Source organism: Bifidobacterium saguinibicoloris, assembly GCF_019331725.1.
Lineage (GTDB): Bacteria > Actinomycetota > Actinomycetes > Actinomycetales > Bifidobacteriaceae > Bifidobacterium > Bifidobacterium saguinibicoloris.
Map to the genome: position 1 here is coordinate 131,313 of NZ_JAHBBF010000003.1, position 17,235 is coordinate 148,547.

A 17,235-nucleotide genomic window follows, 5' to 3' on the forward strand; every position below is an offset into this window, starting at 1 on the left:
GAACGACATATGGGGAAGAACATCGGGAAGACCGGCGCGGATGGCGAGGCGGAGAAGGAGACGACGGACGCACCCGTCCTGCGCCCCGAGGGGTGGCGTCACGGCGCCACGTGGACGTATCTGGTCATGCTGCTCGCCTCCGCCGTGGCGCTGCTCGTCTCGTTCGTGCTGAGCGCGGAGACGCTGCAGCTGGCACGGCATCCGGACCGGCAGCTCGGCTGCGACGTGAACGCGGTGCTGTCCTGTTCGACGGTGGCGCAGTCTTGGCAGTCGGAGATCGTGAGGCTCGGCGGGTTGAGCTATCCGAACGCGTTCTTCGGCATCGCCGCGGAATCGGTGTTCGTCACGATCGCGGTGATCGGGCTCGCGCGCGTCAAGGTGCCGCGCTGGTTCGCCGCCTGCACGTGGTTCGGCGGCCTGGCGGCGCTCCTGTACTCGTATTGGCTGACCTCGCAGTCCCTGTTCGTCATCAACGCGCTGTGCCCGTGGTGCCTGGCGCTCATGTTCTCCACCACCATCCAGTTCATGGCGCTCAGCCATGCCACCGCGGTGGTGCAGCGGCTGCCCGGCGGCTCCGGGGACTCCCCGCGCGGACTCGACACGTACTACCGTCTCAACTACGACCTCATGGTGGACGTGGTGTGGATCCTCGCGATCGTCGCGCTCATCGTCGTCAAGGACGGTGCCGCGCTGCTCGCGTGACACGTCTCGGGCACACACGACAGGGGGCGCGTCGGAACACAGGTTCCGACGCGCCCCTTCGTATACGTGCGGCTGCGGAGGCCGTCCCGTCCGCGGCCGGCGTCAGTAGGCGCCGGCGATGGCCTGGTCGAGGTCGGCGATGAGGTCGCCCGCGTCCTCGAGCCCGATGGACAGGCGGATGAGGTTGTCGGTGACGCCGGCGGCGATGCGCGCCTCGGCGGGCACCTCGCGGTGGGTGATGTGCGCCGGGTCCACGATGAGCGAGCGGGCGTCTCCGATGTTCGGCACGTAGGAGAACAGCTTCGTGCCGTCGATGATGCGGCGCACGTTGTCGGCGCTGCCGTCCACGAGGAACGAGAGGATCTGTCCCACGCCGTTCGGGAAGTAGCGGCGGACGAGCTCGAACTGCGGGGTGTTGCCGAGCCCGGAGTAGTTGACCTTCACCACGTGCGGCGTGCGCGTGAGGTGCGCGGCGATGCGCGTGGCGGTCTCGACCTGCCGCGAGACCCGCTGCGGCAGCGTCTCGAGGCCGACGAGCGAGAGATACGCGTTGAACGGGCTGGCCACGGCGCCGAACGTGCGCAGGTATTTGATGCGGATGCGCTTGATGAACGCGGCCGTCCCGAATTTCTCCGCGAAGCTGTGCCATACGCCCGCGCGGTCGTCGCTGATGACCTGCTGGCGCGCGGTGAACTGGGGGAAACGTCCGTTGGCCCAGTCGAACGTGCCGCCGGAGATGATGGCGCCGCCGATGGCGTTGCCGTGTCCGGTGATGCCCTTCGTGGTGGAGTGGACGACCACGTCCGCCCCGTGTTCGATGGGCCGCAGCAGGTAGGGTGTGGGCACCGTGTTGTCGACGATGAGGGCGACGCCGTGCGCGTGGGCGAGCTCGGCCAGCGGTTCGATGTCGAGCACCGCCGTGGACGGGTTGGCCACGGTCTCCGCGAAGACGGCGCGCGTGTCCGGGCCGATCTTGGAGGCGACCTCGTCGAGGTCGTTGATGTCGTCGACGAAGTCCGCGTGGATGCCGAACTGGGGCAGGAAATCGCCGAGCGCGTCCACGCTCGCGCCGTACAGGTCGTAGGGGGCGATGATGCGCCCGCCGCCCTCGCCGGCGCACATGAGCGCGTAAGTGACGGCGGCCATGCCCGATCCGACGGCCACCGCGCCGATGCCGCCCTCCAACGCGGCGAGACGCCGCTCCAGCGCGTCCACGGTGGGGTTGGCCACGCGCGAGTATTCGAAACCGTCGAGGTCGCCGGCGGCCAACGCGTCACCGCGCAGCGCGTCGCCCAGGTCGAACGCCGCCGAGGCGTAGACGGGCGGCACGGCCGCATGGTCGTGGTCGGCGGGATCGTATCCCGCATGGATGGCCTGTGTGGCGAATTTCGGCATCGGTCCCATTCCTTCCCCGCCGTGACGGCACGGGCGGCTCTGCATACTGACCCGAACATAGCAAACCGCGGCCGCGCGAACCGGCGGCGCGGTATCGCTTTTTCCGGGGCGAGCCTATAAGGGGCGGCTATAGGGTTTTGGACATCCCGGCGCGGCGCGGGAGGAATCCGCGTACGCGCCGGCCGCGCCGACGATTGCGGCGCCGGCGTTTTAGAACACCCTATAACCAACGGGTATAAAGGCACGGTTGCACGCCGATTCCGCGCTGCCGTACATTCGGAGCGTATTCGCCGGGGTCCGTCCGTCACGTCGTTTCGGGACATCGCCTCCCCGGCTTCCGGTCGGGCTGGGGACAGTGGGAGGCCGGACCATCTGAAAGGAACATGCGCATGAGGGCATATCGGATCCGCTACATCCTGGGCCGGCTCGGTCAGGCCGTCCTGGTGCTGTGGGCCGCCTACACCGTGGCCTACGTCATCCTCGAACTGCTGCCCGCCAACCCGCTGATGATGATCGCGCAGGCGAAGGGCGCCGACCTCTCCACGCTCAGCGCCGACCAGATTGCCGTGCTCAAGCGCACGTACGGGCTGAGCGACAACCCCCTCCAGCAGTACGCGTCGATGCTCGTCGGGGCACTGCACGGCGACTTCGGCATCTCCTACCAGCTGGACCAGCCGGTGGCGCAGCTCATCGCCTCGCGCGTCTCAAGCACGCTGCTCATCAGCCTGCTGGCCATCGCCCTGGCGCTCGTCGTCTCGTTCCTGCTGGCGTTCGCCGCCGCGTTCACCAACAACAGGGTCATCCGCTCCGTCCTCGATGCGCTGCCCACGTTCGGCGTCTCCGTGCCGCATTTCTGGGTGGGCCTGCTGCTCATGCAGGTGTTCTGCTTCTGGCTCGGATGGCTGCCCTCGATGGGCAATCAGGGCTGGCAGTCGCTCATCCTGCCGACCGTCACCATGTCCATCCCCACCACCGCGCTGCTGAGCCGTCTGCTCATGAGCGGGTTCGACGAGGTGCTCGACGAGCCGTTCGTCAAGGTGGCGGTGGCCCACGGTCTGGGCCGCAGCCGCATCATCATCCGCCATGCCGTCAAGAACGCGTCGCTGCCGGTGCTCACCATCCTGGGCCTCATCGTCGGCGACACCGTCACCGGCGCCATCGTGGCCGAGACCGTGTTCTCCCGGCAGGGGCTGGGCTCCCTCATCCAACAGTCCGTCTCCACGCAGGACATTCCCGTGGTGCTCGGCACCGTGGTGCTCGCCGCCGCCGCATTCGTCGTCGTCAACCTCGTCGTGGACCTCATCTATCCGCTGCTCGACCCGCGCATCGGATACTCGTCGCAAAGGATCGCATCATGAGTGAACTGTCCGTCGCCCCCGTGGAGCGTGCCGCCGTGAACGGCGCCGTCGTCTCCGTCCTCCGTCCCGCCGCGGGGATCACCCTGTCCGAGCGCCTGCGTTCGACGCTCTCCTACCCGCTGCGCCATCCCGCCACCTTCCTGGCCGGGGTCGTCGCCGCGCTGGTCATCGTCTCCGCGCTGCTGCCGCAGCTGGTCACCCCGGTGGACCCGACCCGGACCGTCCCCGCGGACAAGCTGCTCGCGCCGGGCGCCGCGCACTGGTTCGGCACCGACCAGCTGGGACGCGACATGTTCGCGCGCGTGGTCTACGGCGGCCGCGCCACCATCTCCGCGAGCCTGCTGTCCCTGGCGATCGCCGCGCTGGGCGGTCTCGCCATCGGCATCGTGGCCGGATACGCCGGCCGTGCCGTGGACGCGGCGGTCATGCGCCTCGTGGACGTGCTGCTCGCCATCCCGGGCCTCATGCTCGCCATCACCATCGTCACCGCCATCGGCTTCGGCACCATCCCCGTGGCCATCGCCATCGGCATCGGCATGATTCCGGCGTTCGCCCGCACCACCCGCTCCCAGGTGCTCACCGTCAAGGAGCGCTCCTACGTGGACGCGGCCCGCGTGTGCGGATGCTCCCCGCTGCGCATCGTGCTCACCCACATCCTGCCCAACTCGCTGGGCCCGGTGGTCGTGCTGGCCCTGCTCGACTTCGGCCGCGTCATCATGGCCGTGGCCACGCTGAGCTTCCTCGGCTTCGGCGCCAAGCCGCCGGCCGCCGAATGGGGCACACTCATCAACGACGGCAAGAACTACCTGCTCACCAGCCCGTGGGTGCCGCTCATCCCCGGTCTCGTGGTCGTGGCGACGGTCCTGTCCGTCACCGTGCTGGCGAACGCGGCCAAGAAGGCGGTGAACCAGTGACCGCCAATACCGTCCCCGCCACCGCCGTCCTCGAAGCCACGTCCCCGCAGGCCTCCCCCGCCGACGACGTCCCCGCCATCGCCATCGAGCATCTCACCATCACCTACGTGACCAACCGGCGCGAGGTGCATGCCGTGAAGGACGCGTCCTTCACCGTGGCGCGGGGGCGGACCGCCGCCATCGTCGGCGAATCCGGCTCCGGCAAATCCACCATCGCCGACGCGCTGCTCGGCATCCTGCCGTCCAGCGCGCGCACGTCCGGCAAGGCCGAGGTCCTCGGCCACGACCTGTTCGCCGCGGACGAGGACGAGCGCCGGTCCCTGCGCGGCAAGGTGGTGGCGTTCGTCCCGCAGGACCCGCAGACCAGCCTCGACCCGACGATGAAGATCGGCGCGCAGATCGACGAGGTGATCCGCGCGCATCAGGACCTGACGAAGGCGGAGGCTCGCGAGCGCACACTGAAGCTGCTGTCCGAAGTGGGCTTCGACGATCCGAAGCTGCGCGCCGGCCAGTATCCGCACGAACTGTCCGGCGGGCTCAAGCAGCGCGTGCTCATCGCCGCGGCGCTCGCCTCGGACCCGGACGTCATCGTGGCGGACGAGCCCACCAGCGCCCTCGACGTCACCGTGCAGAAGAAGGTGCTCGACCTGCTCGACAGGCTCGTCGGGGAGCGCGGCATCACGCTGCTCATGATCACGCACGACCTGGCCGTGGCCGCGGACCGCACCGACACGGTCATCGTGATGAACCACGGCGTCATCGTCGAACAGGGCCCCACCGCCCGCGTGCTCGAACACCCGCGGGACCCGTACACCGTCCGCCTGCTCGAATCCGCCCCCGCGTTCCACGTGGACGAGGAGACGGAACGCGACCTCGGCGAGGACGTGGACCGCATCGTCGACGAGGCGCAGGCCGAAGCCGACGGAACCCTGGGCACCGTGGAATGGCGCGACGTGACGAAACTGTTCAAGGTGGACGCCCCCGAACGCGAGTTCGCCGCCTCCAACCACGTGAGCCTCAAGGCCGAAGCGGGCAGGACGCTCGCCATCGTGGGCGAATCCGGCTCCGGCAAGACCACGCTGCTGCGCATGCTGCTCGCGCTGGAGCAGCCGACGAGCGGCACGATCCTCGTCGAAGGACAGGACGTCTCCGCGCTCAGGGGACGCCGCCTGCGCGAAGCGCGCCGCAACATCCAGCTCGTCCAGCAGAACCCGTTCGACTCTATCGACCCGCGCATGAGCATCCGCGACGCCATCGAGGAGCCGCTCAAGGCGTTCCGCATCGGCAACCGGGCGACGCGCGACGCGCGCGCCGCCGAACTCATCGAACGCGTGGCGCTCCCCCAGTCCGTGCTCAAGGCGCGGGCCGGCGAACTGTCCGGAGGCCAATGCCAGCGCGTCGCCATCGCACGCGCGCTGGCCATCCGGCCGCGCATCATCGTGCTCGACGAGCCGGTGTCCGCGCTGGACGTGACCGTGCAGGCGCAGATCCTCGACCTGCTGGACGAACTGCAGCGGGAGCTGGGACTGACCTACATCATCGTCTCGCACGATCTGGCGGTGGTGGCGCAGATCGCCGACCATGTCGCCGTCATCGAGAAAGGCAACCTGGTGGAGCAGGGCACGGTGGCCGAAGTGCTCGGCGACCCGAAGCACGCGTACACACGCCGCCTCGTCGACTCCATCCCCGGCATCCACTGACGCCCCACGGCCCGCGGGCCATCCATCGCATCCCCGGCCGAAACCGGCAGGAAACCAACCGAAACCCGTTCCGGACACCGGACACCGACCCAAGGAAAACCCCGACCATGACCTCATACGAAGCCGAATACGCCCACAAACACGTCGCCGTCGAAGAGGTGCTGCGCACCATCAAGGACCACAACGTGCTGTACACCGGCATCAAGGAGCCGCCGGGGTTCCTGCGCAAGCTGCACACCATCGGCGACGACGTGAAGGACGTGACGCTCCTGCACTGCCAGTTCGCCCACTCCTACCCGTTCCTCGAGACCGACCGGTACAAGGGCCACATCCAGGCGCGCACCACGTTCACCGACTTCCCGAGCATCAGGATCCACGACGCGAAGATCACCGACTTCGTGCCCGCAAACGTGCACAACGGCTACGGGCGCGACGAGAAGGCCGAACACATCGACCTGTACGTGGCACTCGTCTCCGCGATGGACGAGCACGGCTACTTCCATCTGGTGGCCGGCGGCTTCGAACGCGAGGCCATGGCCCACGCGGACAAGGTGGTCGTCGAGGTCAACCCCACACTGCCGCGCACGCTCGGCTACACGGAGATCCACATCTCCGAGGTCGACTTCATCACCGAAGACACCACCCCGGTGGACATGATCCCCGAGCAGACGCCGGACGAGGCGGACATCTCCATCGGACGCAACGTGGCCTCGCTCATCCACGACGGCGACACCATCCAGCTGGGCGTCGGCAAGATCCCGGACACCGCCGCGCATTTCCTCGGCGACAAGAACGACCTGGGCGTGCACACCGAGGTGGTCACCACCGCCATCGCCCAGCTCGCCAAGGACGGGGTCATCACCGGCAGGCGCAAGACGTTCCTGCCGCGCAAGATCGTGGCCACGTCCGTGGTGGGCACGCAGGAGCTGTTCGAATTCGTGGACGAGAACCCGGCCGTGTGGATCATGCCCGGCAGTTTCACCAACGACCCGCACATCATCGCCAAGAACGACAACATGATCTCCGTGAACTCCGCCATCGAGGTGGACCTCACCGGGCAGGTCTGCTCGGAGAGCATCGGCACGCTGCAGTACTCCGGCTCCGGCGGCGCCGCCGACTTCGCCATCGGCGCGAACCACTCGCGCGGCGGCAAGTCGATCATCGCCATCAAATCCACGGCGAAGCACGGCACCGTCTCGAAGATCAAGTCGATCCTCACGCCGGGCTCCATCGTGACGGTGGGCCGCAACGAAATCGACTACGTCGTCACCGAATACGGCATCGCCAAGCTCAAGGGCAAGTCCGTGGCGGACCGCGTGCGCGAGCTCATCGCCATCGCCCACCCCGATTTCCGTGACGAACTCGCCGCACAGGCCGAGGAATACAAGCTCTGGTGAGCCCGCGACCGCCGGCCATCCATCTCATGACATCCATCTCATGAAGGGGAACACATGACAGCAACGACCACCACGCCGAAGGCCGAACGGACGGCCGCGGCGAACCCCGCCGAAAGCACGGCCACCCTGCCGGGCGAATACGCGGACCCGCGCTACGAATTCGCGCGAGGCAAGGCGTATCCCACGCGCGAGGCCACGTCGCCGAAGGACTATCTCGAGGCCGCGCTGCGCGCCGAACGGTTCATCGCCACGCGCCAGGTGGAGGACGCCGACGGCATCCACTGGTCGCCGGACACGCCAGGCGACAACCCGAGCCTGACCCTGTACGCCGGCGTCGCGGGCCTCGCCTTCCTCTACAGCCAACTCGCGCGAATCACCTCGCAGGGCGAATACGACCGCATCGCCATCAAGGCAGGCCACTATCTGGCGCTGCACTGGCGCGACATCATCGACAAACGCACACTCACGCTCACGCACGACACCTCGAACTTCCCCTCCTACGAGGAGGGCTACGGCTCCGGCGTCGGCGGCGCGGGCGCCATCCTCCTGTACCTCGCGGAACACTACCGCGTACAGGAATTCGCCGACGCCGCGCGGGCCGTGGGCGAATACTACCGCGACACCGCCGTGCATGACGGCGCGGGCGCGCACTGGACCGGCAACACGGCGCTCTCGTTCGATGGCGGCATCCTCCTGTACCTCATCCGCCTGTACGAAAGCGTCCCCGAGGACTGGGTGCGCGACCTCATCGCCGAAGGGGCCGCATGGTTCCTCGCCCAGGGCGAGCCCGTGCCCGGGCCGGCGCTCGCGGACGGCATGCCGGGGCCGCAGGGGCTCAAATACGACGGCTTCAAAGGCATCATGCCCTACGAGCCATTGAACTTCTCCTACGGCACCGCGGGAGCCGGATACCTGCTGCTGCTCCTCAACGACGTGCTCGGCGACGAACGCTACCTCGAGGCGGCGAAGGCATGCGAACGCTACCTCGCCACGCAGTTCGTCCCGCAGGAGAAGGGCGCGCTGCTGCCCTACCTGCTGGGCACACGCAAGCCGTTCTACTATCTGGGCCACTGCCACGGGCCGGCCGGCACGAGCTCGTTCTACTACAAGCTGTACGAGAAGACCGGCGAGGAACGGTATCTCAAGGTCATCGAGGACATGGTCGACGGGCTCGAATCCTGGGGCGCCCCGGAACACATGTCCAAGGGCCTGTGGAACACGCCGAACCAGTGCTGCGGCACGGCCGGCCTGCTCCAACTGTTCGTCGACCTGTACGCGGCGGACGTGAACGGGCACCGCGCGCGCTGGAAGGCGCTGGCCGAACGCGCCGCGGCCGTGCTGCTCGGCTGGGAGTACCGCCACGAGGACGGCTCCTCCGACTGGCCCGTGGCGTGGGAGCGCCTGCACCCGGAGAACATCGGCACGCGTATCGGCTACAGCGACGGCACCGCCGGCGTGGCCGCCGCGCTCCTCCAGTTGTACGGCGTGGAGACCGGCACGCTCGACTGGCCGCACGGCGTGGAGGACCCGTTCCCCGGCACGCTGTGACCGTGCGCCGGTCGGCGGCGGACCGCGAGCCGTCCGCCGCCGACCGGCCATGACGCCTACAATCGGCAGCAACGGCTTGCACCACGCATACGGCCGTTCCAGGCCATCGACAAGGAGGTCACCATGACAGCATCCGCCATCCCGTTCCCGCCCGAAAGCGCCGGCGCCGATCCGGCCCGGAACGCCACGCTCGGCATCCTGGAAAGCCGGCGCACCATCCGCAAGTTCGCCGAGGAACCCATCGACCAGGAGACCATCGACGCCATCGAACAGGCGGCCCGGCAGACCGCCACCAGCGAATCGCTGAGCTCGTGGTCCGTGATCCGCGTCAAGGATCCGAAACTGCGCGAACTCGTCGCCTCGATCTGCGGGCATGCACGCATCGCCCGCGCTCCCCTGCTGTACATCTTCCTGGCGGACCAGCACCGCAACCTGCGCATCGCCGAGGAGAAGGGCGTCGATACGGCCGGCGGCGTCCTGTCCTCCACGCACCTGTTCCTGCAGGCGTACGACGACGCGGTGCTCGCCGTGCACGCCACCGAGACCGCGGCGGAATCATTGGGCCTCGGCGCGGTGATCCTCGGCGCCATCAGCCGCGGCGTCCCGCAGCTCGTCGAGGCCCTGCACCTGCCGAAGCACGTGTTCCCCGTGCTGGGCCTGGCCATCGGCAAGCCGGTCAAGGTGCCGGAGCTCAAGCCGCGCCCGCCGATCGCATTCCAATACTTCGACGACGTCTACCCGTCCGACGGGGACACGCCGGACCTCGTGGGCGCGCTCGCGGACTTCGACAAGGACGTACACGACTACTACGAGCGCCGCAACCCGGACAATCCACTGACCGGATTCACCGACTATGTGGCCGGCCTCGCCACACGCACCACGGACGTGAAGCTGTTCGAACAGATCAGGGAGCAGGGCTTCACCGAGTGACGGCCTCCGCCGGCGCGGACGCGCCGCGGCATGGACGACACGATTCGGCCCCGGCATGCGGACGCATGCCGGGGCCTTGTGATGCGGCGGACAGGCCGCATCCCACGGAACGTCGGAGGAAGCACATCGGAGAACACGCGAAAAAGTCGTCGCGGCCGGATCCCCCGAACCGGCCGCAACGACTTTCCCCTTTCCGAGCCCCTCCGTCGCTCCCGTCAGGCGAACACGCCGGACGCGAGCTGCGCGAACACGTCGGCTCCCGCGTGACGTTCCAGATACCTTGAGTAGGCGATGTCGAACGCCTGCCCCAGATCCTCGATGAGGTCGGCGGCGTCCTCGATGCCGACGGCGAGACGCACGAGCTCGTCGGTGATGCCCACCTTGAGCCGCTCCTCACGCGGCAGTTCGAAATGCGTCATGCGACACGGCAGCTCCGCGAGGCTCTCCACCGCGCCCAGCGAGACGGCCAGACGGAACACGTGCAGGTTGTCGAGCACGTCGGCCGGGTCCACGCCGGGCACGACCTCGAAGCTCAGCACGCCGCCCGCACCCTTGAGACCTTTCTCACGCAGCTCGGCCTCGCGCCCGGGCAGACCCGGGTAGTTCACGGTCTTGACGAGCGGATGGGCGAGCAGATACTGCGCGATGGCCTTCGCGTTGGCCTGCTGGCGGTCCATGCGCAGGGCGAGCGTCTGGATGCCGCGGCGCACCGCGTCGCATTCCAGAGGCGCGAGCACGCCGCCGAAGCGGTTCTGCGCGAAGTACAGCTTGTTGCCGACCTCCTCGCCGAGACTCACCACGAGTCCGGCGTTCACGTCGGAGTGGCCGGCCAGGTACTTGGTGGCGGAGTGGATGACGATGTCGGCGCCGAGATCCAGTGGACGCTGCAGGTACGGGGTGACGAACGTGTTGTCCACGATGGCGAGCGCCCCGTAACGGTGGGCGACGTTCGCGATGCCGCGCACGTCGTTCACGTCGAGCAGCGGGTTCGTGAGCACCTCGAAGTAGACGGCCTTCGCCGCGGGCACGTCGTTCGCAGGGTCGCCGGCGACGGCCGCCGTCAGCGCCTGGAAGTCGTGCGTGTCGACCGAGTCGAAGACGAGGCCGCGCTCGCCGAAGTACTCGTGGAACAGCGAATAGGTGCCGCCGTAGATGTTCTTGCCGACGACGATGCGGTCGCCCGGCTTGAAGATGCTCAGCGTGGCGTGGATGGCGGCGAGGCCGGAGGCGAACGCGAAGCCGCGGGTGCCGTGCTCGAGCTGCGCGATCTGGCGCTCGAGGAACTCGCGGGTGGGGTTGCCGCTGCGCGCGTAGTCGTAGCGGGGCATGGACCCGACCCCTTCGAAGGCATATGTCGTTGAGTTGTAGATCGGCGGGTTCACGGCGCCGGTGGCGTTGTCGCCCACCGGCAGGCCGTGCACGAGCTGAGTGTTGAACCTGGTCATTGCGCACCCCCTATCGTGTTCGCGTGGCGTTGCGCGGAGCCCTTCCCCGCGCGGCTGGTATCGACGATAACGCACGCGTCCCGCATGAAACGGGGTGTCGTTATACGGGTTGCTTATGGGGTGTTATGCACACCGCAGCCGGCCCGGCGCCCGCCTACACTGGGAATCATGACAAGTCCTATGACAATCACCAAGGCTTTGACACGTCTGAACGGTTCCGATTCCTCCGCCGACCCGGTGTTCGTGCTGCTGCACGGCTGGGGTTCCAACGAATACGACCTGCCCGACCTGCTGCGTTACTGCGGCGCCGGTTCGGCCGACTACGCGAGCCTCAGGGCTCCGATCGCGTACGGCATGGGCTACACGTGGTTCGGCGATTGGGCGCATGAGGGTGTGCCGGAGGGCGAGTCGCTGACCCGTCAGGCGTACGACGCGTCCGCGGCCATCGACGCGTGGGTGAAGGCGAACGTCCCGGCCGCGCGTCCGGTGGTCACGATGGGCTTCTCGCAAGGCGGTCTGCTGGCGGCGCACATGCTGCGCTTCGATCCGGCCCGCTATGCGGCGGCCGTGAGCTTCTCCGGCTGGCTCGCGCCGGGCGTGATGGACGGCGACAAGGCGCTCGAGGCCTCGCAGCCGCCGGTCTTCTACGGCCACGGCGCCGCCGACGACATCTTCCCGTCCGCGGACGTGGCGGCGATGGGCGCGTTCTGGCGCGCGCACGGCACGTTGAGCGAGCACATCTACCCGGGCATGGCGCATTCCATCAACATGGACGAACTGCGCGACGTGCAGCGTTTCCTCGAGTCGAACGGTCTGGTCCGTCCGCGGATCTGGTGACGCCGTCCGACGCCGCCGCGTCAGGCGCGTGCGGCGCGCGTCGCGTTCTCACGCCGTGGCGTATGGCACGTGCATGAATTCGGGCACCTTGTACCATTTCACCGGGTATCCGGCGCCGTGCGCGCAGAACACGGAATCGGGCGTGTGGTCCAGGTCGGCCTCCGGATCGTACCGGGCCTCCTCGATGACGCGCGTCTGATCGTGGCACGGCCGGTAACCGCCGAACGTGAGGGCGAGCCGGCCGCGTCCGTGCGTGTACGCGTTGACGTCCATCGCGTAGTCGCGCATCTCGGAGACCGGCGCCTCGCCTTCGATGAGCGCGTATCCGCCGTCCTGCGAGGACGGGCTGAACGTGCCGGACATGCGTTGGACGTCGGCCATCGCGCGTCCCAGCATGTCGTCCGGCACTTCGAGACGGAACCGGTACCACGGCTCCAGCACCACGCAATGGCCCGGGTCGGCGGCGACGGCCTTCGCCATCGCCGTGACGGCTTCGGCGCGGGCGTCGTCCGACGCGGCGGTCCCGCCCGTCGCGTCCTTGTCCGTCTTCTCCGACTTCGCCGACGACGCCGTCGCGTCGTCGGCGTCGTCATCGTCGATTGCGTACGCGGGACGCTGCGTGTCCCGTCCGACGACGGCGTGTCCGACGACGCCGGAACGCGCCTCCATCAGCCCCTGCCGGATCGCCCGGTACGTCGCCTGACGGAAGTCGCCGCCTTCGGTGTGCTTCAGGTGCGCGCGTGCGGCGACGAGCGTCATCACGACGTCGGTGAGCGGCGAGCCGGTGAGCACGCCGAGATGCTCGCGCTCGGTCAGATGCGTGAGGATGAGCCGCTGCCAGTTGCGGTCGAGCTCGTTCGTCGTGAGGGCCGACGCGACCTTCACGCCGCTGCCCGGCTCCCCCGGTTCGATGAGGATGTGCGCCTCGGCGTAGTGCCGCAGCGGTTCGAAGTGTCCGACGCCTTCGATGGGCTTCGTGATGGTCTCGCGGTAGAGGATCGATCCCGTGCCGAACGACACGTCCAATCCGAACCGTTCATGCAGGGTCTGCTGGATGATTTCGAGCTGAATCGCGCCCATGAGCTGCACGTGGATCTCCTGCACGCGTTCCACCCAGTTCACGTGCAGCAGCGGGTCCTCGTCCTCGAGCTCGCGCAGGGCGGTGAGGACCTTGTGCAGGGTGAGGTCGTCGAACCGGGACGTCGTGGCCGGGGACGGGACGTCGCCGCCGGCGCCGTCCGTTCCGGCCGCACCGGCCGCACCGGCGGGCAGCACGGTGTAGGTGAGGACCGGCTGCATGGAGGGCGATGCGGCGTCGGGTTCGCATCCCAGCCCTTCGCCGGGGAACGTGTGTTCGAGGCCGGTCACGGCGCACACCGCGCCGGCGGGCAGTTCGGTGGCGATGTCGAACCGCGCGCCGTTGTAGACACGCACCTGGTCGATCTTCTCGGTGTATCCGCCGGCGTCGGCGTCCACAGGCGCGTCGGACGGAACATCCGCGTCGGCGTCGCCTCCGGCGCCTACGCCCGTACGCACCAGCGACTTGGCCTTGAGCGTGCCGCCGGTCACCCGCAGCCAGGTGAGCCGGTTGTGCTTGTCGTCGTGCGAGACCTTGAACACGCGGGCGCCGAACCCCGCCGGCCAGACGGGTTCGCGCGCGTACGCGGCGAACCCGTCGAGGAACTCGCCGACGCCGTCGAGCTTCAACGCGGAACCGAAGAACACGGGGAACAGCGCGCGTGCGGCGACCATCGCGCGCACGCGGCCCAACGTAAGCGAACCGGCGTCGAAATACTCGTCCATCGCCCGCTCGTCCAACGCGGCGACGTCCTCCACCTCGTCGCCGAACGGCACGGGCGTCGCGTCGTCGGACGCCTCCCCCATCGCAGGCAGCGACTGGACCGCGTCGGACAGACGCCGGCGCAGCTGGGCGAGCACGGCGTCGCGGTCGAAGCCGGGCGCGTCGCACTTGTTGACGAAGACGAACGTGGGCACATGGTAGCGGTCGAGCAGACGCCACAGCGTCTCGGTGTGGCCCTGGACGCCGTCCGTGCCGGAGACCACGAGGATCGCGTAGTCGAGCACGCGCAGCACACGCTCGGTCTCCGCCGCGAAGTCGACGTGGCCGGGCGTGTCGAGCAGGGTGAGGCCGAGGTCGCCGTATTCGACGAGCGCCTGATGCGCGGAGATGGTGATGCCTCGCGCCTTCTCGAGGGCGTCGGTGTCGAGGAAGGCGTCGCCGTGGTCCACGCGGCCGAGCCTGCGGATCTCACCGGTGCGGTACAGCAGCGCCTCGGACAGCGTGGTCTTGCCGGCGTCCACGTGCGCCACGATTCCCGCCACGATCCGCGTCATCATCCGTCCTTCCGTCGTTCCGAACGCATATCCCACCAATATAGGACGGCGCGGGCGCGGAGGGCGAAGCGGGCGCCCCGCCGTGCGGCCCGGACAGGTCCCCGCATGTCCGCCCGTCTCCGCATGTCCGCCCGTCTCCGCATGTCCGCCCGTCCCCGCATGTCCGCCCGTCTCCGCATGTCCGTCTACTATGGGGTGGGCGTTTCGTGCCGCCGTCGCAGGGGCACGGCATCCACGCCCATCACCGCACTTGAGGGACAGGAGCACACCATGACCGTTTCCGGCATCACCACGTTCGGCCGGCAGCCGGATTCCGAGGACGTCACCGCTGAGGCCGCGGAACCCGCGGAGGCCGCCCGCGCGCCCCGCGTGGAGGGGTTCCCGTCCGACTACGTGGCGCTCGACCTGGAGACCACCGGCTTCTATCCGAACAGCTGCGCGATCACGGAGATCGGCGCGGTGCGCGTGCGCGACCGGCGCATCGTGGACCGGTTCCAGCGTCTGGTGAACCCGTTGAAGCCGATTCCGGCGCAGGTGGTCAAGCTCACCGGCATCACCGATGACATGGTCTCCGGGCTCGACCCCATCGACCAGGTGCTGCCGGAGTTCACCGCGTGGCTCGCGCAGGGCGCGGACGCGGCGGAGGACGCGGCGGACGCTGCGGGGAACGGGGTGGAGAACGCGGCGGACGGAGAGGCCGCCGGCGGCATCGCCGCAATCGAACCGCTCATCGGACACAACATCAAGTTCGACCTGAGCTTCATCGACTACAACTGCCGTCAGGTGCTCGGCGAGCCGTTCTCCTGTCTGGACTACGACACCATGCAGATCAGCCGCGCCATGTTCCCCGAACAGCGCCGCCACCGTCTGCTCGACCTCATCCAACGGTTCGGCATCGCGGACAACGAGGAGCATCGCGCGCTGAGCGACGCCATCCAAACGCAGCAGTGCTTCGAATGGATGCACAAGTACGCGGACCGTCACGCCGGACACAGCGGATTCCGCGGCGTAGACTGGAAGGCGACGCCCGCCAAGGGCAACAAGGCCATCCTCCACCGGCAGATCGTGCTGTACTGATCGGTGCCGTCCCGGCCGCCGGGTGGAGCCGAGGGCCACGAACCAAGGAGGTTCCCATGGGTTGGGGAGCTGGAAGGACGACGACCGTATCGTTCCCGCAACGTCCCATCGACGTCTACAACGCGCTCACGCGCATCGGGCCGGGTGTGGACGGGCTGGGACCCGCCATGCCCCACCCGGAATCGTGGATGGTGATGTTCAGCAAGGGCGTCGGTCTCACCTCGTGGGGTGAAAGGGTGACCGCGCAGGTCACCCAAGGGCCCGACGGACGGACGTGGGTGACCATCACCTCGGTGCTCGAGGTCGGTCTCGTGGACGTGTGGGGCAAGAACGACGACCATGTGAACGCCATCTGCAATGCGCTGTGCGCGCAATTGGGCCAGGCGCTCGTGGTCAGGCCTCTCGGCGACGCGTGACCTTCGGGACGGCGTGAGCCGTCATCGGCGTATCCGCGATTCATCGATGGGGTCGTCGTATCCGCACATCGCGCACTGCCAGTGACCGTTCCGATCGGTGAATCCGGATTGGTCGTTGAGATATGCCCCGCAGCCGTCACACCACCATGCGATGTCCGGCCACTGAAGGTCGCTGATCTCATACATCACGTCCTCGTCCCAGATGTCGTACTCCCACGAGCGCGCCGCGGACCCGCCATACCCATTGCTCCGGAACACGGTCTCCCCATGTTCGGATCCCTCGTCGGTGATGCGGTATGCGCCGGGCTCTCCTTCCAGAAAGCCCCGGTCCTTGAGCAGCACATTGACCTCGCGAGCCGTCAACCCCATCTTCTCCCCGAGAATCCGCGCGGACATCCTCGTCATCATCAATCACCTCCGGCGAAAGGCATCGTCGAATCCCCGTCGGCGCAGCGCTCGATGAGATGCAGCATCTTGCCTGGGATTTTCACCGCATGGAAGAACCGCTCCCTCTCGTTGAACAGCTCCTTACGATGAATCGCATAATTGCATAACGACCTCGTCTTATGCATCTCGACGGCAAGACCGTCTCCGATGAACGGCGCGGCGCATTCGATGAGCTCGTGCAGATCCTCCTGTCCATCCACTTCCGCCAGATGATAATCGAGAGTGCAGCGGACAGCCGATTCCATGGTCTGCCTAATCAAGGTCGCCTCCTGGGATCGAAGCAACGACCGCCGTACGTCGTCGATTTCCTCTCGGGCGAGTTCATCCAACCGGTATACCTCTGACATCGTCTCCATGACGATGTTCGCCTCATGCCGGTAGTTTCTGCAACGAATCAGCATGGTCCGCATGAGAGGCAGCCGGTCTCCGCTTTTCTCGGTTGCGATGTCTTCACACATGTCGCGTCCGGACACTGCATCCACCGCCGCCCGCTCAGCCATATCCGACGACGGGGATGAGATATCGCTTCTCGCCGCCGATGGGACCGCACCGTCGTCCGTCCCATGTTTGCCGATGGAAGATGACCACCACATCAACAGGCTTCCTGCAAGTACTCCCACGGTACCGATTCCGAACTGCAACGCCGCCGAATTCCAAATCTGCTGTTTCATGATCATCTCCTCAGACGTTCGAAATAGCGTGACGAGTGTCAGC

The 17,235-nt window shown here is 67.8% G+C and carries 15 protein-coding genes; 10 read left to right on the forward strand and 5 right to left on the reverse strand.

Features of this window, described 5'->3' with window-relative positions; all coding sequences use genetic code 11:
• Positions 1-9: 9 nt before the first annotated feature.
• Positions 10-702, forward strand: a complete 693-nt coding sequence (locus KIH78_RS03380; protein WP_219131223.1) for a vitamin K epoxide reductase family protein — start codon at positions 10-12, stop codon at positions 700-702.
• 102 nt (positions 703-804) lie between these two features.
• On the opposite strand, the gene KIH78_RS03385 is transcribed toward KIH78_RS03380, so the two are convergent.
• Positions 805-2,097, reverse strand: a complete 1,293-nt coding sequence (locus tag KIH78_RS03385; protein ID WP_219131225.1) for an O-acetylhomoserine aminocarboxypropyltransferase/cysteine synthase family protein — start codon at positions 2,095-2,097, stop codon at positions 805-807.
• Positions 2,098-2,486: 389 nt separating this feature from the next.
• Between KIH78_RS03385 and KIH78_RS03390 the strand changes: the two genes are divergently transcribed.
• The 6 genes from KIH78_RS03390 to KIH78_RS03415 all read left to right on the forward strand — a co-directional run bounded on the left by KIH78_RS03390 (position 2,487) and on the right by KIH78_RS03415 (position 9,944).
• Positions 2,487-3,455: an ABC transporter permease gene (locus KIH78_RS03390; RefSeq protein ID WP_214311416.1), complete on the forward strand. Its 969-nt coding sequence runs from the start codon at positions 2,487-2,489 to the stop codon at positions 3,453-3,455.
• Positions 3,452-4,369: an ABC transporter permease gene (locus KIH78_RS03395; protein ID WP_219131226.1), complete on the forward strand. Its 918-nt coding sequence runs from the start codon at positions 3,452-3,454 to the stop codon at positions 4,367-4,369. Before KIH78_RS03390 ends, KIH78_RS03395 begins: the two co-directional genes overlap by 4 nt.
• Positions 4,366-6,069, forward strand: coding sequence for a dipeptide ABC transporter ATP-binding protein (locus tag KIH78_RS10795; protein ID WP_219131227.1), 1,704 nt, complete (start codon positions 4,366-4,368; stop codon positions 6,067-6,069). Before KIH78_RS03395 ends, KIH78_RS10795 begins: the two co-directional genes overlap by 4 nt.
• 107 nt (positions 6,070-6,176) lie before the next feature.
• Positions 6,177-7,466 (forward strand): acetyl-CoA hydrolase/transferase family protein, encoded by a 1,290-nt coding sequence (locus KIH78_RS03405; protein WP_219131229.1) that lies wholly within the window; start codon positions 6,177-6,179, stop codon positions 7,464-7,466.
• A 54-nt stretch (positions 7,467-7,520) separates the two neighbouring features.
• On the forward strand, positions 7,521-9,014 hold the full coding sequence (locus tag KIH78_RS03410; RefSeq protein ID WP_219131231.1) for a lanthionine synthetase LanC family protein: 1,494 nt from the start codon (positions 7,521-7,523) through the stop codon (positions 9,012-9,014).
• A gap of 123 nt (positions 9,015-9,137) precedes the next feature.
• Entirely contained in the window at positions 9,138-9,944 is an 807-nt protein-coding gene (locus tag KIH78_RS03415; RefSeq protein WP_214311432.1) for a nitroreductase family protein, read from the forward strand.
• 215 nt (positions 9,945-10,159) lie between these two features.
• Here the strand turns inward: KIH78_RS03415 and KIH78_RS03420 are convergent, their stop codons facing one another.
• Positions 10,160-11,389 carry a trans-sulfuration enzyme family protein gene (locus KIH78_RS03420; RefSeq protein WP_214311434.1) on the reverse strand — a complete coding sequence of 410 codons (1,230 nt, stop codon included), beginning with the start codon at positions 11,387-11,389 and terminating at the stop codon, positions 10,160-10,162.
• A 180-nt stretch (positions 11,390-11,569) separates the two neighbouring features.
• Here KIH78_RS03420 and KIH78_RS03425 point away from each other — a divergent pair, with 180 nt between their 5' ends.
• A complete protein-coding gene (locus KIH78_RS03425; RefSeq protein ID WP_219131232.1) occupies positions 11,570-12,226 on the forward strand; it encodes an alpha/beta hydrolase in 657 nt (218 codons plus the stop codon).
• A gap of 48 nt (positions 12,227-12,274) precedes the next feature.
• On the opposite strand, the gene KIH78_RS03430 is transcribed toward KIH78_RS03425, so the two are convergent.
• Positions 12,275-14,581: a GTP-binding protein gene (locus KIH78_RS03430; RefSeq protein WP_236034392.1), complete on the reverse strand. Its 2,307-nt coding sequence runs from the start codon at positions 14,579-14,581 to the stop codon at positions 12,275-12,277.
• Positions 14,582-14,851: 270 nt separating this feature from the next.
• Here KIH78_RS03430 and KIH78_RS03435 point away from each other — a divergent pair, with 270 nt between their 5' ends.
• On the forward strand, positions 14,852-15,658 hold the full coding sequence (locus KIH78_RS03435; protein ID WP_219131235.1) for a 3'-5' exonuclease: 807 nt from the start codon (positions 14,852-14,854) through the stop codon (positions 15,656-15,658).
• 56 nt (positions 15,659-15,714) lie between these two features.
• Complete coding sequence (locus KIH78_RS03440; protein WP_214311443.1) at positions 15,715-16,074, forward strand: hypothetical protein; 360 nt, start codon at positions 15,715-15,717, stop codon at positions 16,072-16,074.
• 21 nt (positions 16,075-16,095) lie between these two features.
• Here the strand turns inward: KIH78_RS03440 and KIH78_RS03445 are convergent, their stop codons facing one another.
• Together KIH78_RS03445 and KIH78_RS03450 are read right to left on the reverse strand one after the other, a co-directional pair.
• The gene (locus KIH78_RS03445) at positions 16,096-16,482 is read right to left on the reverse strand and encodes a Sec23/Sec24 zinc finger-containing protein (RefSeq protein WP_219131236.1); all 387 of its coding nucleotides are present in this window, start codon (positions 16,480-16,482) and stop codon (positions 16,096-16,098) included.
• Positions 16,482-17,192 (reverse strand): hypothetical protein, encoded by a 711-nt coding sequence (locus KIH78_RS03450; RefSeq protein WP_219131238.1) that lies wholly within the window; start codon positions 17,190-17,192, stop codon positions 16,482-16,484. Before KIH78_RS03450 ends, KIH78_RS03445 begins: the two co-directional genes overlap by 1 nt.
• Positions 17,193-17,235: the final 43 nt, after the last annotated feature.

What these genes read in the sequence shown, in the direction of transcription:
- KIH78_RS03380 (WP_219131223.1), top strand. Translation starts at nt 10, where the DNA reads ATGGGGAAGAACATCGGGAAGACCGGCGCGGATGGCGAGGCGGAGAAG.
- KIH78_RS03385 (WP_219131225.1), bottom strand. Translation starts at nt 2,097, where the DNA reads ATGCCGAAATTCGCCACACAGGCCATCCATGCGGGATACGATCCCGCC.
- KIH78_RS03390 (WP_214311416.1), top strand. Translation starts at nt 2,487, where the DNA reads ATGAGGGCATATCGGATCCGCTACATCCTGGGCCGGCTCGGTCAGGCC.
- KIH78_RS03395 (WP_219131226.1), top strand. Translation starts at nt 3,452, where the DNA reads ATGAGTGAACTGTCCGTCGCCCCCGTGGAGCGTGCCGCCGTGAACGGC.
- KIH78_RS03405 (WP_219131229.1), top strand. Translation starts at nt 6,177, where the DNA reads ATGACCTCATACGAAGCCGAATACGCCCACAAACACGTCGCCGTCGAA.
- KIH78_RS03410 (WP_219131231.1), top strand. Translation starts at nt 7,521, where the DNA reads ATGACAGCAACGACCACCACGCCGAAGGCCGAACGGACGGCCGCGGCG.
- KIH78_RS03415 (WP_214311432.1), top strand. Translation starts at nt 9,138, where the DNA reads ATGACAGCATCCGCCATCCCGTTCCCGCCCGAAAGCGCCGGCGCCGAT.
- KIH78_RS03420 (WP_214311434.1), bottom strand. Translation starts at nt 11,389, where the DNA reads ATGACCAGGTTCAACACTCAGCTCGTGCACGGCCTGCCGGTGGGCGAC.
- KIH78_RS03425 (WP_219131232.1), top strand. Translation starts at nt 11,570, where the DNA reads ATGACAATCACCAAGGCTTTGACACGTCTGAACGGTTCCGATTCCTCC.
- KIH78_RS03430 (WP_236034392.1), bottom strand. Translation starts at nt 14,581, where the DNA reads ATGACGCGGATCGTGGCGGGAATCGTGGCGCACGTGGACGCCGGCAAG.
- KIH78_RS03435 (WP_219131235.1), top strand. Translation starts at nt 14,852, where the DNA reads ATGACCGTTTCCGGCATCACCACGTTCGGCCGGCAGCCGGATTCCGAG.
- KIH78_RS03440 (WP_214311443.1), top strand. Translation starts at nt 15,715, where the DNA reads ATGGGTTGGGGAGCTGGAAGGACGACGACCGTATCGTTCCCGCAACGT.
- KIH78_RS03445 (WP_219131236.1), bottom strand. Translation starts at nt 16,482, where the DNA reads ATGATGACGAGGATGTCCGCGCGGATTCTCGGGGAGAAGATGGGGTTG.
- KIH78_RS03450 (WP_219131238.1), bottom strand. Translation starts at nt 17,192, where the DNA reads ATGAAACAGCAGATTTGGAATTCGGCGGCGTTGCAGTTCGGAATCGGT.